This is a genomic window from Pseudomonas sp. NPDC099000 (assembly GCF_044759925.1).
Classification (GTDB): Bacteria; Pseudomonadota; Gammaproteobacteria; order Pseudomonadales; family Pseudomonadaceae; genus Aquipseudomonas.
On record NZ_JBIWAF010000028.1, the window covers coordinates 31326 to 53915 of the forward strand.

Sequence of the window (22590 nt, forward strand, 5' to 3'; positions counted from 1 at the left end):
CCGCCACCGGCAGAAATCAAAAAATGTCCTTCAGGACCGAGCGTCCAGACAGGTCGCCTCGATCGAACACCGATAGCTGTTTTGACGACTGCCGCTGGCCGTAACCTTGTCGATTGACCAACGACCACGCATGAAATCGGGCCATGTACTGTCCAGCAGCACCAGACCTTCGGCGGACAATCCTGGATTGCCGGGGCAATCGATCTTCACCTTCAATGCTTCACGCATCATCCGGCGCACCTCGCCCTCACCGGCGGCCCGGGCATCACCTGCGCTTTGATAGCGTTGTCGAAGGGTCTTGAACGGCGCGATGCCGCTTTCCTCGACACGCACTTTACCGGCGGCGGCATCCCACCAACTGGTCTTGCAGCCCTGGTACTTTGCCCGCGCAGTTTCTTCGAGTGTCGCAGCGATAAAAGACTGCTCGCCCGGACGATTGTTGGTCGTCACAGAGAGTTTTATGTCCGGCATGACGTTGCCCGACAGCGACTTCGCCTGACCACGTCGTGCCAGCACATACAGGTCGTTGATCGGTTTGGCGACACCGTCATGGAGACAGGCAAGTCGGGTCAGAAACCCCATGTCCGTCTCGTTGGACTGGTCGATATGTTCAATCTTGATTTGCGCCATATCCGGGGCCACGCGCGGTGAAAACCCATGCCTGGATGTCAACTGGCGAAACAGCGTCCCCACGGTTGTCGGACCGTGGCTGACGGATCGGCGTTGCTTGAAGCCGGTCTCATCCGCGGCACTGAACGGTGCCGCCGTGGCCACCAGCGTCATGCGCAGGGGAAACAGCGTCGGCGTGCGCCGGGTGATGACGAATTCGCCCTTATCAACCAGGCCCGACTCCACATAGCCCACCCGCAAGCCGATTTTTCCGCCCAGGCTCGGTAATCCTTCGAGTCCTTCCAGGTTAATGACAAGCGTCAGTTGATCGGACTCTATCCCCGCCGCATCGATGTGCTGCCATGAAATCAGCCGCTCGTTGAGCAGCGCAGCGTTCGCGCCGTAAATCTCCACCGAGGGTGTAAAACCAAGTGACATGCTGCCTCCTTAATCCCAAGCCGAAGCCGGCTTGGGTGCAGTGGGTTTTGAATCCAGCTCAGGCAGGAGCACCCGCACACCCGCCGGCAATACCGGGCCATATTCGGCGAGCCCCGGATTGAGACGCCACAGCGCCTCCTCGGCGACATCGTCACAACGCTCAAGCGCCCGGTACAGCAGCAGATTCACCGAGTCGCCGGCAATACTTCGAACATTACGCATTGGCGAACTCCAATAAATCGATTGCCCACTCGACCACCATCGCAGTGCCGTCATCAATCACGCTGCTCTGGGTTTCCGTCACCACCATGATCTGCCATAGACCCCAATTGCGGCTGATGCCGTCAACCAACGGCAGGGGGACGCGCAGCGCCTGCAATGCACGCAACTCATCAAGCCGGTCCATCGCCGTTGCGTACATCGATTTGCCCGATATCTTCAACGTTTGCAGGCCTTGGCCGGTCTGACTGGATATGGGTTTGCTGGCCTGAATCTCGATGCTTTTCCATCCACCATCCGAACTGCGCAACAAGCTGCTGTAAGCGAAGTTTCTGGACAGGCCGAAAATGAAATTGCCCAACACCATTTGCTGACGCATCAGGTACCTCCGTCGGTCAGGGCCGCGTCACTGCGCATGGCGAGTGAGTTGGGCAGGGTCATAAGTCCGAATTGGCCGGTGATCTGCTGTACCACCAGGTTCGCCAACTGGCTGGCGCTGGCCTGATCCTGGCCATTGATGTAGATGTTCGCTGTCATCGAGTTCTGCTGATTGCTCGTCTGGGCGCTGGTCAGGTCTTTGCTGACCTGATCCGGAGTGGCGAGCTTGTCGGCAGGTGCGGCGAGTTTTTCGCCGAGCCAGCTACCCGACTCCCCACCTATCCAGCTACCTGCCAGTCCGCCGACGACCGCGCCTACCGCTCCGCCAATGGCCGTGCCAAGGAGCGGACCGAACAAGGTACCCACAGCAGCGCCCATGGAAGCACCTGCCGAAGCCCCCGCCCAGCCGCCGCCCGCGGCACCCAGGCCAGTGCCGAGCATCTTGAGGTCGCCGTTCATCGTGCCTTCAATCACATCGGGGGCGGCCTTTAACGCAAATGCCCCAGGTAAAAAACGCTTGGATACGCCCAATGAAGCACTCACGCCTTTCAGAGACTGGCCGGGGAGACGAGGAGCCTCGCCGCCCAATACTCGCTTAGCCGCCCGACTGGTCAACTCATCCATCACGGCTTTGAACAGCGCCTCCACCAGCGGTTTGATCGCTGCTGCAACCAGCACGATTGCAGCAGTGGCTTTCGGTGAGGCTTCAGCAGATTCGCTCAAGCTATCAACCACGGAACCAAGCAAGTTAAGCGAGCTATCCGTCGCAGGTGCCAGCGCGTTTCCCGTGGCCACCGACAAGCGATCAGTCCTTGCGCTCATAACGTTCAACTGGCCTTGCCGGGTTTTCGACTGCGCGAGTGCGTCTTGCCTCACCGAGCCCTTGTTCCCCAACTCCGATGTGGCGTACTGACTTGTATCTTTCACCTGCCAGAAGGCTTGATTCACATCACCAAGGTTTTTCGCCATGCGCATCGCCGCCTTATCGCCATCGCCAAATAGCGTAGAGGCCAGCGTCGAGCGCTTCTCGGCAGGTTGCGCATTCAAGGCCGCAAGTACCGACATCACCGTACCGGGCGCCGCGTCCTTGTCACGCAAGCCACTCGCCACCGCTTTCGGCTCCAGACCCAGCTGCTTCCAGGCCGCTTGCTCGGTTTTGGAGGCCTGATCCCCCTTGCCCATGGCAGTGGCGATGTCTTTCAGCGCTAAGCCGGCTTCAGCCTTCTGCGTACCGGTATTCAACATTGCCGTCGTTAACGCGGCGGCTTGCGCGGGTGCCAGGCCTGCTGCTGTAGCAGCACTACCATCACGATGCAAAACGGCGCCGATGTCAGCCGCTTTCGCACCACCGGGGATCTTGCCCAGATGATTGACTGCATCCGCCAGGTCAAAGGCTTGAGCACCATTGAGCTTCATGGACGTGCGCCAGCCGAGCATCATCTCTGCGACATCCATGGCCGGCATTTTGAACGCCGACGCGGCGACGCCAGCGTCACTGGCGAAGCGCAGCAGCTCAAACTGTCGATCCGAAGCATTGGGCAAATCACCCGCGATTCCTGCCTTGGCGGCCAGAGTTTCAATCCGCACCAAATCAACCGCTTTGGTCCCCCCGGCCGCCACCAGCGGAGCGCTGGCGATGTGCTGGGTTGACTGCGCCATCTCTTCGCTCTGGCGCGGGGTAAACTGGCCTGTCTGCTTCAGATCGGCCCTGGCCAAATCCATCGCTATCGCGGGTTTAAGCAGGTCCGGCGGTTCGATACTGCTACCCGACTTGCCCGCACTCTTCTGCTCGCAGGCCGAAGCACACGTTTCACCGGCTCCCGTTGCCTGCGGCAACATACGTTGCGACGAAAGTTTCAAGGTCAACAACTCAATAGCCGTCGTCAGCAGACCGAGCTTGATCCCGACATTATCCAGCGCCAGACCGATGCCAGGCATTTGATCCCTGGCGGAGGGGCCCGTACCTTGTGCGGACATAACGCTTGTGGCTGCGTTAATCAGGCTGGTATTTGCGAACGCCAACCCACCGTTATCGATGGCTGCGTATTTGAGTGAATATCTATCGTCCGCCATCCCGCTCTACTCCTGTTTCACGCCAAGGCGAGTGATCGCGATGTCGTAGCGGCGCAATGCCTTGCCGGCGTCCCATTCCAGAATTTCCGCCTCACTTACCGAGTAAATGAGCGGCACCACATCGAGGATTACTTCGATGTCGCGCTCCGAAAGAAGTCCGCCGGTTTGTTTAAAAAATCGTCGATGCGTACCTGAAGCTGTGTCCAGTCCGGCACGGTCAGCAGGTCCAGATCGGGAATCATCAGGCCGGTGCAATGAGCGGTGATGAACTCGGCGCGTTCCTTGGCCGTTTTCAGTTTTTTCATCGCCTTGGTGGCGCGCAGAACCGGCATCTCCAAGGTCAGCCAGGTCAGGCTGCGACCCGCTGCGTTGAGTGGTTGCAGCAGCTGCACTTGGTCGGGATCGTCCGATGCTGAGTCAGCTTCGGTGTCCGGCTGTAAAAAATACGACGTCGGAAGGGTCGACATCTCATGCACGTACTGCGCAATGCTCACGTAGTCCGGGCGTTTGAGCTGGTCGAGTTCCTTGACCGACAGGCTGGTGGCCAATTTCGCCAGTTCGAAGAACTGATCGTCTTCATCATCACCGGCACGGGCCAGGGCTTCTTTCTGTGCGGCGTAAAACAACGGTTTGAGCTGAATCTGCTCGAGTGTCGATTGGTCGTCCGCGGTGATCGGCGACAACAGGATGTGAACAGGCGGTGTCCAGGACATGAATTGATTTCCTTGGGTGTGCAACCTGAGGGAGCTAAGTGGCGAGGGGGCTTGCCCCCTCGCCACATAACTTGCTCCCACAGGGATTGCGTTTAACGGAGTTGCATGGGGTAGTGCGAGGGGTTACGGAATCAATACCGCGCGACGCGCATCACCGAGAATGTCCACGCCGTTGAGCACGAACTTTTGCGTGCGCACGTCGATGTCGATCACGGGGATGCCGTTTTCAAGACGGTTGTAGGTGCGGCAGGACAGCTCGAGAGTGGTCTTGGGTTTGTCGTTCATTTTGAGGACGGCTTCCTCAAGGGATTTCAACTTGCCACCGACGGTGTGGTAGGTGAACCAGGTGTTACCGTCCTGATCCTGACCGGCTTCACGCACGTTCAGCAGAATATCGTCGCCCAGCTTCACGCCAAGGGCGAGCATGATCTCCGGTCCGGCGCCTTGCAGGATCAGCTTGGAGGTCAGCGCCTTGCCACTTTTGGCCATTTCTTCGCCGATGAAGCGGCCGCCGACCATGTTTTCCATCTCGAACTCGATCTTCGGCGGGGTAAATTCTTCCACGGTCGCCGACAACGGCAGGCCTTGCAGGGTGGCCGCTATGGCCTGTCTTACGCGGTTGGTAAACATTAGAGAACGTCCTCCAGGAACTGCTCGATGATTTCATCGCGGGCGTTGAGTTGATAAACCATGTGTTCGTTCGGCGCGTAGCGGCCGTAGTCGATGACGATGAACCAGGTGCCGTTCTGGTACTTCTCGACACTGTTCAATTCCGGGTGCAGGTACACGCTGCCGCCCGGGATGGTTTCGTCGGCGACCAGGGTTTGCAGCCAGTCGTTGATGCGCTTGACCTCCTGATCCATGAACGACTTGGTCAGGTTCTTGGCCATGGCTTTCTGCCCGGCTTTCACCAGTTTGCGGCTGATCGCATCTTCGAGGCCGACGTAGCTGATGAACTTGCCGGTGATCGAACGGTTGCCCAGCAGCGAGAAGCCACCGAGGATGGTCCGCGCGTAGTAGCTGATGCCGTAGCGGTTGAGCAGGTCGCCTTCGGTGGATTTGTCGAGGATGTTGTATTCCACGACCCGCGACACGTCTTCGGCATAGGTCACCTGGTTGCCCGGGCTCTCCCACTGTTTGACCTTGGCCAAGGCCGCGATGGCGAGGCTCGATGGCGACAGAAACACGTTCTTCTTCGCCGCTTTGGAGTAAACGGCCGGCATGTTGTGCACGACCAGGCAGCGGTCGAAACCGAGGTCCGCGCCGCCCAGTTCCTGGCTGTAAGTCACTTGATCGGCCACCGCGGCGTCCTTGCCGTCGAGTACCACACGCGCCTTGATGCGCTTGCCAAACGAGGCGAACTCACTCGCCACGGCTTTGGTGCCGGTGAAGCCTGGTGCACCGATGATGGTCAGGTCTTCCGGCACGCCGCTCAGTGCGGCCAGGCCCAGTTTGCGACCGGTCAGAGGCTCAATGCCGCCGATCACGTTATTTACCGTGTCCGCCGGGGTCGCGCCCTCTTCGACGATGACCACGTAGACCGGCACCTTCACCACTTTCAGAATCTGGAACACCGCGTGGAACAGCGTGCCCGACTCGGTGCCGGTCGGATCGAGCAGCGCCTGGGTGGTGAAGCTGTTGATGCGGAACGGCGCATTGCGCGGAATCAGCGGATCGGCCTTCGGCGCGGTGCCGATCAGACCGATGACGTTGTCACCGAGGCCACCCATGGCCTCGGGGGATTCGGAGGCATTGACGGTAATGCCGTTGTGCTCGAAGTTCAGAACCTCAGCCATGTTATTCAGCCTTCTTGGCAGCGGCCTTCACGGCCTTGGTGGATGTGGATTTCAGCTCCAGGCGACCGGCGCTGAGCAGTGCGTTGGCTTCGACGTCGAGCAGGTCAAGTTCTTGGCCGGCGGTGGACCAGTGACCGCGCCCGACGGGGAACGGGACGAGGACGGTGTAGGTTTGGCGGATAGACATTTGCGAATTTCTCCAGACGCAAAAACACAAAAGCCCCGTTACAGGGGTGTTGTGCAGGCGAAAAAAAACCGCTTTCGCGGTGGGGGTTACTTCACGAAGGCCGGGAGCTCCGGCCACACCAACTCAGCAGGGTTTTCAGCCATTTCAGGAATATCCCGCAGCGCCTTACGGTAAGCGGTGACCTGGGCCAGTTGGGTGGCAGTGACCGGATAATCCGGCAACTGGGTAAAATCCGTCGCGCGCAGAAGCTGATCGCGACGGGTACGAACCGCCGCCCATTCAATTTCAGGCAAAGGCACTGCGAGCGGCAATTGCGTGCTGCTGATGACAGGTGTATCAGACATTATTAACTCCTTAACTAAACGCTACGGTTTCAGCGAGCGACAACTTGGTTTTAAGATCACCCAAATTAAACAAACGGCCGTTACCCACTCGCATGGTGTCGATGCGTACTGTTGTGTAATAAATATTAGGTATCAGAATACGCATAATAATATTCCCATTAGCATCGGCATAAACAGCAGGTGTCATGTTGCCGAATGTCGATACATTTTGCAGAGTACGAGTGGGTTGATAGCAGTAACCAACCAACGTCTCCTCAATGATCTTTGCTGTTCCATAGCTGTAGCCCTTGATATTGAACCAGAACATTTCCGAATGGACGTTGATGTTTAGCGGGATTCTGAAATGCATGTACACATTTAAGCTGACGCCCAGGTCGGTCGAAACAAAGTCGCCCTGCGCGCCCACGGTCTGTACACCTCCTGTACCCGTGACGAACCCCTGCAGCAAGTTACGGCGAATGGTACCGAGTGCTGCCGGGTCTCCTTCAACGTCCTTGAGATTGCGCCATTCATTGAACTGGCTCAGTGCAGTGGTCATGGCGCTGTTGATGCTACCGATCTTTCCATTGACTACACTAGTCAGGTTGTTGGCCGCCGTCACCAGCGATGCGACAGTAGTTTCTAAACTCACGTCTCAAATTCCTATGCAATTAATCAGGTTGGCATAGTATTTAGATACAAATACTTTCCATGTGAACACTTCGTATCGTTTTACTTGCTTTGCAGCGACATCACTCGAAGCAGCAACTCGACATGGCGTGCCATGTTGTCAATGTCTGCGCAGGCGAGCGCTGTAAACTCTTCGCTTAACAGAATGTTGAGATTTTCCGATCCTACAATCACCGTTACGCTTTCCGCTGGCAACGGTGAAACATCCAATGTGAACTTTTGCAGGACTCGAGCGGCGGCAGCCTTATACGTCAGCAATTTTCCAGCATCGGAATAAACCGCAAGCAAAGTTCCGCTGGCAAGATAAAAGCCGAACTCACCAATTTCATATTCATCCGGGCCACTGAACAGCGCTCCCATCCTGAGTTCCCCGGCGCCCAGGTCTTCATAATCAATAATCGCCACCCGCTGGCGCTCATCACGAAGAGCCGTTTCCGAGCCGTTCGGGTCATAGCGAGCTGTGCCCGCCCCGACATGGGTAATTTCTCCTTTCAAGCCTTGGTTTTTTGCCTGTAACACTTCTGCCAGACCGGCGGAAGTGAAGCGAACCAAGCGCGTAATTTCATCTGTCATGGCAGCGCCTTGAGATCGTCTTTCGTTAATGGTTTATCGCCAGGAGCCCCCGGCGCTGGTAAGTCCGGCCCTTAACCTTGACCGGGAAGTGCGGCGCGAAGAGGCAACTCGCCAACTGAAAGCGGTACCCACATCGCACCGCTCAACACCAGCGAGCCCCTGAGTTTTACTTCAGGCAAAGCGGCTGGCCGGCAGTCGTCGCGGATAGTCAGTCCAGGATCGGCCGCGGCAGTCATCCGCAGACCACCGTGTGTTTCATGGACGATGGTGATAGTTACTTCGTCGCGCTCGCTTTTGGCCGCATTGATGCGGCGTATCAAGCGTGTTTGATCGCCGCTCGACCAACTGCGTCCGATAGTCGCCTGCACGTCGAAGGTGTAGGGATTGCCGCGCGGTTGCTGTTGGTACCAGGGCGAGATGTGGGGCGTAAAACCCATCGATTCGACAGCGTGACTCAACGCTTTGTCAGTACCGGCCTGACGCTGGATTTGCCAGGAAAGCGCGATCGTCAGGCGCTTTTCTGATTCGCTGGCCTGCGTGTCCCACTCGCCGACTCCGCGATCCAGAGCAAGGTACGGAAGGAATGCGAAGGGCGTGGCGGATGGCTCCATCAACTCTGGAAACGGAGGTTCGATACGCTCAAGCAATGTGCCAAAGCCAAGATCGAGGGCTTTTTCCAACGGTGAACTGTTGGCCGGCAACAGGCTCGGACGAGGCGTGTCGTCACTCATAACGTGTCCACCTCGACCTCTACGCCCGTGCAATAAGGTGCTTCGAAGGCAGTTGTCACAATCGGCTCGACCGGCTCGAGAATCTGCAACTGAACCGCGCCGGCACTGTGCAACGTGTAGTAGATCCAGCTCGGGTCAACTCGCCCTTCCAGGCGATGACAGGCATCGGCATATGCCTGCAACTGCTGCTGCGAGGCCACCTTGGTCAACCCGGAATCTGGCCCGGCGTTGATCTTTGCCACGACACGGATTTTGTAGGTCTTGATGTGCGCGCCCTGCACCGTGACAAGATCCGTTTCGGGGCGCACATCAGGCCGGGCGAAATGCTGGCGAACGCCTTCAAGCAGTGTTTCGGATGGCGTGCCATCACCCTCACGGGCAAGTACGGTGACCATGACCTCCCCGGGGGCAGTACGGCGTCCGTTGCCATCCTTGACCTGCGCCGCGTAGCCGTCCGGGTCGAACGTGTAGGTGACCGTCACCACGCCCTCAGCGGCGGTTTCCACCTTCACGGCGGGGCGCTCACCGAGGGTGAACACCTCACGACGGTATTGCATGCGCGATCCGGCCGCCGGTGCATGGGGTGCCAGGTAGTAACGCAGCCGGGCGTCATCGTCGCTTTCATAAACCGGGACCACTGGCGGGAATGCCGCCGGATCGCCCGGATCGAGTAATTGACGTTCAAGGCCCATGTCCGCCAGGCGCGCATCGAGGTTGCTGCCCGTCGCCCACCAAGCCAGCATCTGCTTGATCCGGGCGTTGTACTTACGCTCGTGGATTTGCAGACGCACACAAAAAGCTTCAAGAGCCAGGGTCAGCAACTCGCTTTCGTTGTCGAGGCTGACTTTGAGTTTTTCCGCGCGCTCGGGAGAACAGGCGCCGACGTACTCGACGACAAAGGTTTTGAACTCTGCGAGCAAATCTTCGAACGCTTCGACGGTGACGATCGCAGGTTCGGCCAGCTGATTCTGACCAGGTATCAACATACTCATGTCACCACCTCGAATGTCTGATTATGGTTTTTCCAGAGGCCGGCGAAACGCAGCAGCAGCCCTGCCCCGTGGCGACTGGCAACAATGACCTGCGGCTGGAAATCACCAATGCCGTTCTGCTCGTTGTAAAACGCCTGCGCCGCATGGCTCTGGGCAAGCATCAGCAGGTCGTCACCGAGGTTTTGTCCCAAGAGATTCGGGATCAACGAGCCATACAAAGGACGCTTCTGGCGAGTGCCTAAAGGCGTGGTCAGCGCCCGGGTCGCGCGCTGTACAAACTGCGGCCAATCGTCGACCGTTACGCCGGTGTTTCTATCGATTCCGATCATGGAAATCTCTTTATGCAGTGCTAATGACTCGCCCCTGGTGATCCACCAAGGGGCCGCTCAGGTGCACACCGGATGCGTCGAGCAATAAGCCGGTCGCACCCAGTTGCAGTTGGATCGACTCAGGCGTCATGACCCACTGGGCCGGGCCGATGCTCAGTTCGAGCGATTCGCGAGTGCCCGTGAATGTCGCCGGGCCGTTTTGCCAGCACAGGGTGTGACTGGCGTCGTCGTAGCCACTTTCGGTGCCGTCCTGATAGCGGCGACGCGTCAGCGAAGCCATCGTTGAGGCCGGTGGAAACTGGCCACCATTGAGGCCGAACAACGCGACGGACTGACCGCCGCTATCGCCGCCGCCATGGTTCAGCAACACGCACTGTTCACCTATGGAGGGAATGCGCGACTCGCTTTGTGCCCCGGCACTCGGGTTGAAAAACCTGATGGCAGGGGTCAACAACTCCCCGTGGCGGACCCTGCACGTATTGCTGGCCGCATCGACTTCCTCGCACACGCCAATGCGGCAGAGGCTGTCGGTACGACGATGCAGGTCTTCGATCTCGGTTTCCATCTGCGCCAGGCGCTCGATGATCGGGCCCAGTTGCTGGCTGATAAGTGCATCGAACATGGATTACCCCTCGAGTGCCTGGTATTGGTCCGGATCGTCGATGTCCGACACCTCCCAGGTACGGGCAAATTTAGGAATGCCCAACGGGTCGTCCAGCAGCAAGGGGCCGAGGTACAAGGTCTGGGTGAAGGAAACGGTCCAGGTGGTGTATTCGCGGGAGCCGTTGATGAACGTAGACGCAGTGCCAACGATGTTCATCGGCAAGTCGCATTGATCGCCGGGCAGCATCCAGCGGTTATCGGTGATCAGGTTTTTCAGTTGGCTGCCCAGATCACAGGCCGCCAGGCCGGAAGTAGGCGACACGGCTTGCAACGAAACCGTCATGACATGAGCGATACGCCCGTCATTGGCACGGCTGTTCGGCGCATCGTGTTCGAGTGCAATCAGAACCCAGGCCAGATTGTCGGTACTGTCGAAGTCTTGATGACTCCCGACATTCAAACCGGGAACGGCGATGCGCAATGCTTCTGCAATCGCAGTAAACAGCTGTGAAGGTTTTTCGATGACGACCGGCATTAAGGGTCTCCTGTCAGATTTCAATGTGAGGGTCAGTCATATCGCCTCACTGTTGATCAGGGCGAGAATCGCGCGGCGGCACTTCGCAAACGCCAATCCGCTTGGCCGCCCAGCGTTCATAGAGACCGATGGCAACGTCCGCCCCGGCCATCGCCGTCAGGCAGCCAAACGCGCAAGCGGCCCAGATCGACACGCCGGCGGCATACAGCAGCATGATGGCCGAGACCCCGCAGATCACGCAGGCCCCGGAACGCAAGGCCAGACGCCGCAGCAGTGACCAGCCGCGGGCACCGTCCTTGTCGGCACGCCACATTTCGCCGGACACCCCGCCCAGCAGAGCGAGGACGATGACAAGCCAGATCGGCATGTCCAGCAACGCTTGTTGCTCGTTTGTCATGTCACGCCTCCCGGGGTGATTGATGAGTGATATGTGGTTCTTTCAAACGGTGTCTCTTGAGGTGCCTGACGGTAGGTAGGCATTCCAAAAAGCCCGGCGCTTGCCGGGCTTTTCAGTAATGCGGTCCTTCGCGTTGACTTTTCGGCGCTACTGGCGCGGTACGAGTCCATTCAAATTGTTCTTCCGACCGCGGTCCCTGCCCGCCGGATAACTGCTTCTGGTGCTTTACGCTGCACACCCGGGTCAGTTGCCAACCCTCTGAACCGTTGAGGCCGGTTCATCGCTGCCTTTGTGATGGAACTAAAGAGCTTCGTTTCGAACCGCTTTGTTGAGCGGCTTGAGACAAAGAATATGCATGGATGCATATACAGTCAATGCGTAAATGCATTTATTTATGCACGACAAATGCACTGACGCATTAAAGCCCCGCAAACAAAGGCTCGGACGGTGTTGAGCAGGCGAAAAAAAACCCGCTCGGGGCGGGTTCTAATGCAAAGCGGTGAGGCTAACGGGCGTACATGCCCCACCAGAAGACGTGACCAAGGATTACGATTTGCTCTTCCTGAACTTCCTGGAAGGTGTAGTCCTCGTCCGGATGTTCATCGCGATTGAAGCTGCGCAGGCGAATACCGGTAGGCAAACGATAAAGCTGTTTCACCCGCAACTGGCCGTTGTGGTTGATGGCATACAGGTCGCCATCAATGATGTCGCCAATCCCGCACTTGCCCGCATTCACGCCAACGGTGGCGCCATCGCGCAGCACCGGCAACATGCTGTTGCCGCGCACCGTCACGCATTTGGCCTGATCGAACTGCACACCGTTATGACGCAAGCTACGCTTGCCGAAGCGCAGACTAGAGCGCTCGCTCTCTTCGATGACGAATCTTCCTGATCCAGCAGCCAATTCAACCTCGCGAAGAAAGGGGACCGATACCTCGTCGTCATCGACGGGCGTATCGTCGTCCCACAGACTTATGTCCTTGAGTTCGGAATGCAATTGATCGCGCCCGGTATTGGCGGTGGTAGCGACCTCCGCGCGCCCCCGCAACTGATCGGTGCTCACGGCAAAGTACTCGGCGATCTTCGAGATATGTTTATCCGAAGGATCGACGATCTTCCCGCTGAGGATTCGCGAGAGTGTGGATTGAGGCACGCCGGTGCGACGGTGAAGCTCCGTGGGGGAGATCCCGTGCTGATCGAGCAGCGCTCTTAAGACGGTAGAAACATTGCGTTTTTGCATAACGGGCATAGTGCTTGAACTTTTTTCGGAAGACAAATGCTGATTTGCATAAAACGTGCATAGACAGCAGAAATGTGCAGCAGGGCTTTCATGCCTGCGTCCGGCAGACCGCTCATGTTAACCTTGCGCCCATCGCGGAAAAGCCGGGCCGATGCCCCTCCTTTGCCCTACACCTTTCAACGAATTTGCCTGATATCCGATGAATAAAGCACTGTCCGATTTGTCCAGCCACACGCCAATGATGCAGCAATACTGGCGCCTGAAGAACCAGCACCCCGACCAGCTGATGTTCTACCGCATGGGTGACTTCTACGAGATCTTCTATGAAGACGCGAAGAAGGCCGCCAAGTTGCTGGACATCACCCTGACCGCCCGCGGGCAGTCGGCTGGTCAGGCGATTCCGATGTGTGGGATTCCTTACCACGCCGCGGAAGGTTACCTGGCGAAACTGGTCAAGCTCGGCGAGTCGGTGGTGATTTGTGAGCAGGTCGGCGATCCGGCCACCAGCAAGGGTCCGGTGGATCGTCAGGTGGTGCGGATCATCACGCCGGGTACGGTCAGCGATGAGGCGCTGCTGGATGAGCGTCGGGACAATCTGATCGCGGCGGTGCTGGGCGACGAGCGTCTGTTCGGCCTGGCCGTGCTGGACATCACCAGCGGCAACTTCACCGTGCTGGAAATCAAAGGCTGGGAGAACCTGCTGGCGGAACTGGAGCGGGTCAATCCGGTGGAACTGATGATTCCGGATGACTGGCCGAAGGACCTGCCGGCGGAAAAACGTCGTGGGGTTCGTCGTCGTGCGCCGTGGGATTTCGAGCGCGACTCGGCGCTGAAAAGTCTTTGCCAGCAATTCTCCACCCAGGATCTGAAAGGCTTCGGCTGCGAGAACCTGACCCTGGCCATCGGCGCCGCCGGTTGCCTGCTCAGCTACGCCAAGGAAACCCAGCGCACCGCCCTGCCGCACTTACGCAGCCTGCGCCATGAGCGCCTGGACGACACCGTGGTGCTGGATGGCGCGAGCCGTCGCAACCTGGAACTGGACACCAACCTGGCAGGCGGTCGCGACAACACGCTGCAATCGGTGGTCGATCGTTGCCAGACGGCCATGGGCAGCCGTCTGCTGACTCGTTGGCTGAACCGTCCGTTGCGCGATCTCAGCGTGTTGCTGGCGCGCCAGACTTCGATTACCTGTCTGCTCGACGGTTACCGTTTCGAAAAACTGCAACCGCAGCTCAAGGAAATCGGTGACATCGAGCGGATCCTGGCGCGGATCGGGCTGCGTAATGCCCGTCCTCGTGACCTGGCTCGCCTGCGCGATGCGCTCGGTGCACTGCCTGAGTTGCAAGTGGCGATGACTGAGCTGGAAGCCCCGCACATCATTCAATTGGCGAAGACCACCAGCACCTACCCGGAACTCGCGGCGCTGCTGGAAAAAGCCATCATCGACAACCCGCCGGCGGTGATCCGTGACGGCGGTGTGTTGAAGACCGGTTACGACAGCGAACTCGATGACCTGCAATCGCTGAGCGAAAACGCCGGGCAATTCCTCATCGACCTGGAAGCACGCGAAAAGGCGCGCACCGGCCTGTCGCACTTGAAGGTCGGCTACAACCGCATTCACGGTTACTTCATCGAGTTGCCGAGCAAGCAGGCTGAATCGGCACCGGCCGACTACATCCGCCGCCAGACGCTCAAAGGCGCCGAGCGTTTCATTACGCCGGAACTGAAAGCGTTCGAGGACAAGGCGTTGTCAGCCAAGAGCCGCGCCCTCGCTCGCGAGAAGATGCTTTACGAAGCGCTACTCGAGGACCTGATCGCCCAGTTGCCGCCGCTGCAAGACACTGCCGCCGCACTGGCCGAACTGGACGTGCTGAGCAACCTTGCCGAGCGCGCACTGAACCTCGACCTGAACTGCCCGCGCTTCGTTGACGAGCCGTGCATGCGCATCTCCCAGGGTCGCCACCCGGTGGTCGAGCAAGTGCTGACCACGCCGTTCGTGGCCAACGACCTGAGCCTCGACGACAATACGCGCATGCTGGTAATCACCGGTCCGAACATGGGCGGTAAATCCACCTACATGCGCCAGACCGCTTTGATCGTGCTGCTGGCGCACATTGGCAGTTTCGTGCCGGCGGCCAGTTGCGAATTGTCGCTGGTGGACCGGATCTTCACCCGGATCGGTTCCAGCGATGACCTGGCCGGCGGGCGCTCGACCTTCATGGTCGAAATGAGCGAAACCGCGAACATTCTGCACAACGCCACCGAACGGAGCCTGGTGCTGATGGACGAAGTCGGCCGCGGCACCAGCACCTTCGATGGTCTGTCCCTGGCGTGGGCCGCCGCCGAACGCCTGGCACATCTGCGGGCTTACACGCTGTTCGCCACCCACTACTTCGAGCTGACAGTGCTGCCGGAAGCGCAACCGCTGGTGGCCAACGTTCACCTCAATGCCACCGAGCACAACGAGCGCATCGTGTTCCTGCACCACGTGCTACCCGGGCCTGCCAGCCAGAGCTACGGCCTGGCAGTTGCGCAACTGGCCGGTGTGCCGAGCGAAGTGATCGTGCGTGCTCGCGAGCACCTGGGCCGACTGGAAGCGACCGCCCTGCCCCATGAAGTCCCGAATCCAACTAAAGGCAAACCGGCCGCGCCGCAGCAAAGCGATATGTTTGCCAGCCTGCCGCACCCGGTGCTGGATGAACTGGCCAAACTGGATCTGGACGACATGACACCGCGTCGCGCGTTAGAAATGCTCTATACACTAAAGACACGGATCTAACGCACTTGCCTGCAAGCTGTTAGAATCTCGCGCGGTTTGGGATGCTGCAGGCTAATAGCCTGGCCTGCAGACTATCGCTCCCAAACCTGGCGACCCCAACATGAAGGGGCTCCGCTGCCGCCGCCTGAGGAGAAAATTAGAAATGACCTTCGTCGTCACCGACAACTGCATCAAGTGCAAGTACACCGACTGCGTAGAAGTCTGTCCGGTGGACTGCTTTTACGAAGGCCCGAACTTCCTGGTGATTCACCCGGATGAATGCATCGACTGCGCACTGTGCGAACCAGAATGCCCTGCCGTGGCCATCTTCTCCGAAGATGAAGTACCGGAGGACATGCAGCAGTTCATTCAGCTGAACGTTGAGTTGGCCGAAATCTGGCCCAACATCACCGAGAAGAAAGAATCGATGCCCGATGCGGAAGCGTTTGATCGCGTCATCAACAAATCTGTAGGTAGCAAGCTCAAAGACCTCGAACGCTGATTTCCCCCGCGTTCCCGAAAAGGCCCCTAGCGGGCCTTTTTGCTTTTCTGCAGGCAAAAAAAGGGGCGGTTTGACCCGCCCACATTTTTTCCCTATTCCCTGTGTTCCTTTTCATCGTCCTGATGAATCGCTTCCTGCGATGTCCATCCCCCTCATCCTTGAAGGGTGTGTCTGTCCGTCGACACAGTTCAGATACTAAAGAGTTCCCCACCAAGAGCAATCGCCCCCAATCCGCAAAAGTCTCTGTCACATGCTTTTAATCTTTATTAATAACCATATAAATCAATTAGATAACTCGAGAAGACGTAGCAGATGGGCGACTGCCACACTGTAAAAATAACGAACACTTACGAAAGAGTAAGCAAAGACTTACAGCGCGAAACTACAAACCTGAGGCGCTTGCCAGCCATTTCCCAGGCATTAAAAAACCCCGAACCAGTCGGGGTTTTCCAATGCCACTCAAGCGCGTCGCTTATTGAAACAGCGACTCGCTCGACAGGCCGTTCTTCTCGAGAATCTCTCGAAGACGTTTCAGGCCTTCCACCTGAATCTGTCTGACCCGTTCCCGGGTCAGGCCGATTTCCAGGCCCACATCTTCAAGCGTGCTGCTCTCGTGACCGCGCAGGCCGAAGCGGCGTACCACCACTTCGCGTTGCTTGTCGGTCAGCTCCGAAAGCCATTGATCGATGCTCTGGGACAGGTCGTCGTCCTGCAACAGTTCACATGGATCGGTTGGGCGGTCATCCGTAAGGGTGTCCAGCAGGGTTTTATCCGAATCCGGACCCAGCGAGACGTCGACCGAAGAAACCCGCTCGTTCAAGCCGAGCATGCGCTTGACCTCCGCCACTGGTTTTTCCAACAGGTTGGCGATTTCTTCGGGTGAGGGTTCATGATCGAGTTTTTGGGTCAGCTCCCGTGCAGCCCGCAGGTACACGTTAAGCTCTTTGACCACATGGATCGGCAACCGGATAGTCCGGGTCTGATTCATGATTGCGCGCTCGATGGTCTGACGAATCCACCAGGTAGCGTAGGTCGAAAAGCGGAAGCCGCGCTCAGGATCGAATTTCTCCACTGCCCGGATCAGTCCGAGGTTGCCCTCTTCGATCAGGTCCAGCAGCGACAGGCCACGATTGACATAACGTCGGGCGATTTTCACCACTAGCCGCAGGTTGCTTTCAATCATGCGCTTGCGCCCGGCCGGATCGCCACTTTGCGACAAGCGCGCAAAATGAACTTCTTCTTCCGGGGAGAGCAATGGGGAAAAGCCGATCTCGTTGAGATACAGCTGCGTGGCATCGAGTGCCCGCGTGTAATCGATGTACTTGTGTTGCTTTAACGAAGCGGAGTGTTTGGATTTGGCACGAACGGAAGGTGGAGCAGCCCCTTCATCATTCGACATCGAATCCGTATCGATGCCGGTCTCCATAAGGAGAACCTCATCGTCGATGTCAAACTCCGGCACTTCTTTACTGAGAGCCATTGTTATAGTCCTTTGGTGAGTTCGACCCCAAGCTCAAGCGGCGCCTTTATCCTTGGCAACGCTGGAGCCTGTCCCCTCTACGTGACGGAACAGGCTGGTAACAAATCAACGACGTGGCAGGAACTGCAGTGGATCTACAGGTTTACCTTGTCGGCGAATCTCAAAATGCAGTTTCACCCGGTCCGTACCCGTTGACCCCATTTCGGCAATTGTCTGTCCGACCTTGACCTGCTGCCCCTCCCGAACCAACAGCCTGCGGTTATGTCCGTAGGCACTGACGTAGGTATCGCTGTGTTTGATGATGACTAATTCGCCGTAGCCCCTTAAGCCACTCCCGGCGTATACCACCGTCCCATCAGACGCAGCTAAAACAGGCTGTCCCAAATCTCCGGCGATATCAATTCCTTTATTCAAACTACCGTTTGAGGAGAACTTTCCAATCAGAATGCCATTAGATGGCCATCCCCAGCCGGTCGGGGCCGGGCCGGCAGGAGGCATCGGAACAGGGGTCGGCTTGCTGCCGACGGACGGTGCAACCACTGCTGTGCTGGTCGTTGCGCCATTCGGCTGGCGCCGGATTACCGTGGTTTTCAGCGACGACGAAGGCGTTGAATCGGTAGCACTGGCCAGTGGCACCGACGTTGATCCGGTGCGACCGTCGAAGCGAATTGTCTGACCCGGATGGATCGTGTATGGCGTAGGAATATTGTTCCGAGCGGCGAGGGCTTTGTAGTCCCAGCCGTAGCGAAAAGCGATCGAGAACAATGTGTCTTTTGGTCGAACGACGTACTGACCCGTGGTCACCGCCGGACGCTGGGCGACGGTCTTGTTGCGATCGACGACACGCACGTCACTCGTTTTGGAACTGGAGCAACCGACCAGCAAGGTGCTCAAGACGAGGCCAGTCACCAGGCGCTGAAAGCTCTTTGTACCCATACGCTGCGCAATGACTGTGAGACTCACCCGCCGCTCCCTTTGTGGTGGCTGAAATAGTGGATTGCCGTGTTTCGGCACGAAATGTCGCAAGTATAACGGGCCGAACAGGCTTTACCTTTAATGAAGCGAAAACGCTTCGCGCACACGTTTGCTGCCTGCCGATGAATCCCGTTTAACGCATCGATGCCGCTGTAAGACCCGGGCAATCGAAGAGAATTCAGCGTGCCTGAATAAATGCTCAGGCCAGCGGCCCGTTGAGTAATGGCACGAAGCGCACCGACCCCAGGACACGACGGGAAAAGCCGTGTTCTTCGCGGATGATCAGCATCAATTGCTGCACCTCGCCGGAGCCGACAGGAATCACCAGTCGCCCGCCAGGCGCCAACTGATCCAGCAGCGCCTGGGGTACATCGGTGGCCACCGCAGTCACGATAATGCCGTTGTACGGCGCCAGCGCCGGCCAGCCTTCCCAACCATCACCCCAGCGAAACACCACGTTGCGCAGGTTCAACTCCACCAGGCGTTCCTTGGCCCGATCCTGCAAAACCTTGATGCGCTCCACGGAGAACACCCGTTCAACCAGCTGCGACAGCACCGCCGTCTGGTAACCCGAACCGGTGCCGATTTCCATCACCTTGTCCAAGGGACCCGCCTCCAGCAGCAGCTCGCTCATGCGCGCCACCATATAAGGCTGGGAGATGGTCTGGTTGTGTCCGATCGGCAACGCCGTGTCTTCGTAGGCGCGATGAGCCAGCGCTTCGTCGACGAACAGGTGTCGCGGTGTACGGCGGATGACTTCCAGCACCTTGGCGTTGCAAACCCCTTCCTCATACAGGCGTTGAATCAGGCGCTCGCGGGTTCGTTGCGAGGTCATCCCGATGCCGCGACGCAGAATATCGTCTTGTTCACGAGCCATTAGCGCAGCCCCTCCAACCAGCCATCGAGACTTCTGAAGGCATCATTGAAGGTGCGATCCAGTTGCAGCGGGGTAATCGACACATAGCCCTGCATCACCGCATGGAAATCGGTGCCCGGGCCACCATCTTCGGCGTCCCCGGCGGCGGCGATCCAGTAACCGGATTTGCCGCGCGGGTCGACCACCTTCATCGGCGCCGCCGCACGTGCGCGGTGCCCGAGGCGGGTCAGCTGAATACCGCGAATGTGGTCCAGCGGCAAATTGGGAATGTTCACGTTCAATACCGTGCGCGGTGGCAAGTCGAGGTCGGCGTGGGCCTCGACCAGTTTGCGCGCAAAGTAAGCGGCCGTGGGAAGGTTCTCCACTTGTCGTGAGACCAACGAAAAGGCGAACGAAGGACGCTCAAGGAAACGCCCCTCAAGTGCCGCCGCAACGGTGCCGGAATACAGCACGTCGTCGCCCAGGTTGGCGCCCAGGTTGATGCCGGAAACCACCATGTCCGGTTCGCGCTCCAGCAAGCCGTTAAGGCCCAGGTGCACGCAATCGGTGGGTGTGCCGTTCAGGCTGATAAAGCCGTTGGCCAGGGTTTGCGGGTGCAACGGACGGTCGAGCGTCAGCGAACTGCTGGCGCCGCTTTTGTCCTGGTCCGGGGCGATAACCACGCATTCGGTGTAATCCGCCAGCGCAGCATAAAGCGCGGCGAGACCGGGTGCGGTTACCCCATCGTCGTTAGAAATCAGAATACGCATGGGCTGTCCGTCTGCCCCACCGGCACCAGATCAACAAGCTCGCGCACCAATACGGTGGCAAAGCATCCGGCCGGGAGGACGAATTCCAGTTGCAGAATGTCAGGCTCGGGATAATGCCACGTCAACCCACCAATGGGCAGTCGCAGGATGCGACGTTCGTGGCTCATTCCGGCGTTAATCAACCAATCGCGCAGATCCGCTTCGCGAGCGGCGATTGCCTGCTCCAGTACATGGACAGCGCCGGTCGCCGGTGAGTCACCTTCGCCCCACTGGGGACCGGTCGGGTGCAGGTCGAGAATCGCCAGGCGCGGGTCGCTGCATTCGGCTTCACCAGCCGGAAAAAAACTGCGGCTGTCGGTGAAGGCCAGCAGATCGCCGACCTGCGCTTGCTGCCAGGTGCCATCCGCCACACGCGCCGCCAGCACCTGGTTGAACAGGAAACTGCGGGCGGTGGAGAGCAGCCGTGAACGCACGTTGCGCTGCTCCGGCAATGCCTTGCGCGCGGCCCAGGCACGGGCATCGACTACGTTACCGCCATCAAAGCCGAAACGCTGGGCACCGAAATAATTCGGAATACCTTGCTTGGCGATCAGTTGCAGACGCTCTTCAATCGCGGATTTGTCGCCAGCGAATTGCGTCAGTCGCAAGGTGAAGCCATTCGCCGAGTGGGCACCGCGTTGCAACTTGCGTTTGTGCCGACCGGTCTTGAGGATTTTCAGCGTCTCGTTTTCCGCCGCCGACAAATCAGGATCCGCCTTGCCCGGCAGTTGCACGCTGAACCACTGGCGAGTCAGCGCCTGGCGATCCTTGAGGCCCGCATAACTGACGGTGCGCAATGGCACACCCGCTGCCTTGGCAATCCGCCGTGCCGCTTCTTCGGTATTCAGGCCGCGTTTTTCCACCCAGATCCACAGGTGTTCGCCATCACCACTGAGGGGGATATCGAGCACTTCATCAACCTGGAAATCTTCTGCCGTGGCTTTTAAAACCGCCGTGCCGAGGGCGTCACCATAGGCTCGCGGGCCGAGCAATTGCGCTTCGTTCATGCGCGCAGCAACAAGGCAACGGAATGCACGGCAATGCCTTCTTCGCGACCGACGAAGCCGAGCTTTTCGGTGGTGGTAGCTTTCACGTTCACTTGATCCAACTCAACTTGAAGATCCGCGGCAATCAGCGCGCGCATCGATTCGATATGCGGGGCCATTTTCGGCGCCTGGGCGACGATGGTGTTATCGACGTTGCCGATTTTCCAGCCTTTGGCGTGGATCAGTGCGACGACGTGACGCAACAGCACGCGGCTGTCGGCGCCCTTGAATGTCGGGTCGGTGTCCGGGAAGTGCTTGCCGATATCACCCAGCGCAGCGGCGCCGAGCAAGGCATCGCTCAAGGCGTGCAGCAGGACGTCACCGTCGGAGTGAGCGAGCAGCCCGAAGCCGTGTGCAATGCGCACGCCGCCCAGAGTAATGAAATCGCCTTCAGCGAAACGGTGCACATCATAGCCGTGGCCAATACGCATAAAAAAACGCCCCGATTTTTGTCAGGGCGTGATTCTACCTGCTTTGTCGAACATTAGGCGCTTAGAGCGCGCCCATGATGTTGCAAGTGGTCGTCGATGAAACTGGCGATGAAGAAATAGCTGTGGTCGTAGCCCGGTTGCAGGCGCAGCGTCAGTGGATGACCGGCCAGTTTGGCAGCCTGTTGCAAGGCTTCAGGCTTGAGCTGAGTGGCCAGGAAATCATCGCGATCACCTTGATCGACCAACAGCGGCAACTTCTCGTTCGCCTCGGCAATCAGGATGCTGGCATCCCACTCACGCCATTTCGATCGGTCCTCCCCCAAGTAGCGGGAAAAGGCCTTCTGACCCCAAGGGCAATCCATCGGATTGTTGATCGGCGAGAACGCCGACACCGACTGATATCGCCCCGGATTGCGCAAGGCACAGACCAGTGCACCGTGGCCCCCCATGGAGTGACCGCTGATGCCGCGCTTGTCCGACGCGGGGAAATGGGCTTCGACCAATGCCGGCAATTCCGCCACGACATAGTCATGCATCCGATAGTGCCGGGCCCAGGGTTCCTGCGTGGCATTCAGATAAAACCCGGCGCCGAGGCCGAAGTCCCAGGCACCGTCCGGATCGCCGGGCACATCAGGGCCGCGAGGGCTTGTGTCCGGCGCGACGATGATCAACCCCAGCTCGGCGGCCATGCGCATCGCGCCGGCCTTGTGCATGAAATTCTCGTCAGTGCAGGTCAGGCCGGACAACCAGTACAGCACCGGCAACTTGCCGCCCTGCTCCGCTTGCGGCGGCAGGTACACGGCGAACACCATGTCGCAGCCAAGCACATCGGAGCGGTGCTTGTAGCGTTTGTGCCAGCCGCCGAAGCTTTTCTGGCAGGAGATATTTTCCAGGCTCATGACCGACC

General features: G+C 58.5%; 27 protein-coding genes. 2 read left to right on the top strand and 25 right to left on the bottom strand.

The genetic code is table 11. The features are described from left to right. Positions 1 to 30 precede the first annotated feature (30 nt). The 18 genes from ACIQV9_RS24290 to ACIQV9_RS24375 form a co-directional block, all read right to left on the bottom strand. The gene (locus ACIQV9_RS24290; protein ID WP_403106911.1) at positions 31 to 1047 is read right to left on the bottom strand and encodes a phage late control D family protein; all 1017 of its coding nucleotides are present in this window, start codon (positions 1045 to 1047) and stop codon (positions 31 to 33) included. 9 nt (positions 1048 to 1056) lie between these two features. Continuing rightward, positions 1057 to 1269, bottom strand: coding sequence for a tail protein X (locus tag ACIQV9_RS24295; protein WP_403106913.1), 213 nt, complete (start codon positions 1267 to 1269; stop codon positions 1057 to 1059). After that, positions 1262 to 1645 (bottom strand): phage tail protein, encoded by a 384-nt coding sequence (locus ACIQV9_RS24300; protein ID WP_403106916.1) that lies wholly within the window; start codon positions 1643 to 1645, stop codon positions 1262 to 1264. Before ACIQV9_RS24300 ends, ACIQV9_RS24295 begins: the two co-directional genes overlap by 8 nt. Beyond that, the gene (locus tag ACIQV9_RS24305; RefSeq protein WP_403106918.1) at positions 1645 to 3717 is read right to left on the bottom strand and encodes a phage tail tape measure protein; all 2073 of its coding nucleotides are present in this window, start codon (positions 3715 to 3717) and stop codon (positions 1645 to 1647) included. Before ACIQV9_RS24305 ends, ACIQV9_RS24300 begins: the two co-directional genes overlap by 1 nt. Positions 3718 to 3845: 128 nt before the next feature. Then, entirely contained in the window at positions 3846 to 4430 is a 585-nt protein-coding gene (locus tag ACIQV9_RS24310; protein WP_403106921.1) for a phage tail assembly protein, read from the bottom strand. 123 nt (positions 4431 to 4553) lie between these two features. Further along, the gene (locus tag ACIQV9_RS24315) at positions 4554 to 5060 is read right to left on the bottom strand and encodes a phage major tail tube protein (RefSeq protein ID WP_403106924.1); all 507 of its coding nucleotides are present in this window, start codon (positions 5058 to 5060) and stop codon (positions 4554 to 4556) included. Beyond that, positions 5060 to 6226, bottom strand: a complete 1167-nt coding sequence (locus ACIQV9_RS24320; protein WP_403106927.1) for a phage tail protein — start codon at positions 6224 to 6226, stop codon at positions 5060 to 5062. Before ACIQV9_RS24320 ends, ACIQV9_RS24315 begins: the two co-directional genes overlap by 1 nt. Position 6227: 1 nt before the next feature. Further along, complete coding sequence (locus ACIQV9_RS24325; RefSeq protein WP_403106930.1) at positions 6228 to 6413, bottom strand: hypothetical protein; 186 nt, start codon at positions 6411 to 6413, stop codon at positions 6228 to 6230. A gap of 86 nt (positions 6414 to 6499) precedes the next feature. Then, positions 6500 to 6757: a tail fiber assembly protein gene (locus ACIQV9_RS24330; protein WP_403106932.1), complete on the bottom strand. Its 258-nt coding sequence runs from the start codon at positions 6755 to 6757 to the stop codon at positions 6500 to 6502. A 10-nt stretch (positions 6758 to 6767) separates the two neighbouring features. Further along, a complete protein-coding gene (locus tag ACIQV9_RS24335) occupies positions 6768 to 7388 on the bottom strand; it encodes a hypothetical protein (protein WP_403106935.1) in 621 nt (206 codons plus the stop codon). A gap of 80 nt (positions 7389 to 7468) precedes the next feature. Continuing rightward, positions 7469 to 7999: a hypothetical protein gene (locus tag ACIQV9_RS24340; protein ID WP_403106938.1), complete on the bottom strand. Its 531-nt coding sequence runs from the start codon at positions 7997 to 7999 to the stop codon at positions 7469 to 7471. Between the two features lie 71 nt (positions 8000 to 8070). Further along, a complete protein-coding gene (locus tag ACIQV9_RS24345; protein ID WP_403106941.1) occupies positions 8071 to 8730 on the bottom strand; it encodes a phage tail protein I in 660 nt (219 codons plus the stop codon). Continuing rightward, complete coding sequence (locus ACIQV9_RS24350; RefSeq protein ID WP_403106943.1) at positions 8727 to 9722, bottom strand: baseplate J/gp47 family protein; 996 nt, start codon at positions 9720 to 9722, stop codon at positions 8727 to 8729. Before ACIQV9_RS24350 ends, ACIQV9_RS24345 begins: the two co-directional genes overlap by 4 nt. Next, complete coding sequence (locus ACIQV9_RS24355) at positions 9719 to 10051, bottom strand: phage baseplate protein (protein ID WP_403106946.1); 333 nt, start codon at positions 10049 to 10051, stop codon at positions 9719 to 9721. Before ACIQV9_RS24355 ends, ACIQV9_RS24350 begins: the two co-directional genes overlap by 4 nt. A 10-nt stretch (positions 10052 to 10061) precedes the next feature. Further along, complete coding sequence (locus tag ACIQV9_RS24360; RefSeq protein WP_403106949.1) at positions 10062 to 10673, bottom strand: phage baseplate assembly protein V; 612 nt, start codon at positions 10671 to 10673, stop codon at positions 10062 to 10064. A gap of 3 nt (positions 10674 to 10676) precedes the next feature. Then, complete coding sequence (locus ACIQV9_RS24365; protein ID WP_403106952.1) at positions 10677 to 11189, bottom strand: hypothetical protein; 513 nt, start codon at positions 11187 to 11189, stop codon at positions 10677 to 10679. 46 nt (positions 11190 to 11235) lie between these two features. Continuing rightward, positions 11236 to 11586, bottom strand: coding sequence for a phage holin family protein (locus ACIQV9_RS24370; protein WP_403106955.1), 351 nt, complete (start codon positions 11584 to 11586; stop codon positions 11236 to 11238). A gap of 505 nt (positions 11587 to 12091) precedes the next feature. After that, positions 12092 to 12826, bottom strand: coding sequence for a helix-turn-helix transcriptional regulator (locus ACIQV9_RS24375; protein ID WP_403106986.1), 735 nt, complete (start codon positions 12824 to 12826; stop codon positions 12092 to 12094). Between the two features lie 211 nt (positions 12827 to 13037). On the opposite strand from ACIQV9_RS24375, the gene mutS reads away from it, so the two are divergent. Both mutS and fdxA read left to right on the top strand, forming a co-directional pair. Next, positions 13038 to 15605, top strand: coding sequence for a DNA mismatch repair protein MutS (mutS, locus tag ACIQV9_RS24380; RefSeq protein ID WP_403106989.1), 2568 nt, complete (start codon positions 13038 to 13040; stop codon positions 15603 to 15605). 142 nt (positions 15606 to 15747) lie between these two features. Further along, positions 15748 to 16086, top strand: coding sequence for a ferredoxin FdxA (fdxA, locus tag ACIQV9_RS24385; RefSeq protein WP_403106958.1), 339 nt, complete (start codon positions 15748 to 15750; stop codon positions 16084 to 16086). A gap of 472 nt (positions 16087 to 16558) precedes the next feature. Here the strand turns inward: fdxA and rpoS are convergent, their stop codons facing one another. From rpoS to fghA, 7 genes are all read right to left on the bottom strand, one after another. After that, a complete protein-coding gene (gene rpoS, locus ACIQV9_RS24390) occupies positions 16559 to 17566 on the bottom strand; it encodes an RNA polymerase sigma factor RpoS (RefSeq protein WP_403106961.1) in 1008 nt (335 codons plus the stop codon). 105 nt (positions 17567 to 17671) lie between these two features. After that, complete coding sequence (locus ACIQV9_RS24395; RefSeq protein ID WP_403106964.1) at positions 17672 to 18529, bottom strand: peptidoglycan DD-metalloendopeptidase family protein; 858 nt, start codon at positions 18527 to 18529, stop codon at positions 17672 to 17674. Positions 18530 to 18740: 211 nt separating this feature from the next. Beyond that, a complete protein-coding gene (locus ACIQV9_RS24400; RefSeq protein ID WP_403106991.1) occupies positions 18741 to 19376 on the bottom strand; it encodes a protein-L-isoaspartate(D-aspartate) O-methyltransferase in 636 nt (211 codons plus the stop codon). Between the two features lie 41 nt (positions 19377 to 19417). Then, positions 19418 to 20167, bottom strand: a complete 750-nt coding sequence (gene surE / locus ACIQV9_RS24405) for a 5'/3'-nucleotidase SurE (RefSeq protein ID WP_131059177.1) — start codon at positions 20165 to 20167, stop codon at positions 19418 to 19420. Beyond that, positions 20155 to 21213: a tRNA pseudouridine(13) synthase TruD gene (truD, locus tag ACIQV9_RS24410; RefSeq protein WP_403106968.1), complete on the bottom strand. Its 1059-nt coding sequence runs from the start codon at positions 21211 to 21213 to the stop codon at positions 20155 to 20157. Before truD ends, surE begins: the two co-directional genes overlap by 13 nt. Continuing rightward, positions 21210 to 21683, bottom strand: a complete 474-nt coding sequence (ispF, locus tag ACIQV9_RS24415) for a 2-C-methyl-D-erythritol 2,4-cyclodiphosphate synthase (RefSeq protein WP_054047151.1) — start codon at positions 21681 to 21683, stop codon at positions 21210 to 21212. The genes truD and ispF overlap by 4 nt, the downstream gene beginning before the upstream one ends. 53 nt (positions 21684 to 21736) lie before the next feature. After that, complete coding sequence (gene fghA / locus ACIQV9_RS24420) at positions 21737 to 22582, bottom strand: S-formylglutathione hydrolase (protein WP_403106971.1); 846 nt, start codon at positions 22580 to 22582, stop codon at positions 21737 to 21739. Positions 22583 to 22590 lie beyond the last annotated feature (8 nt).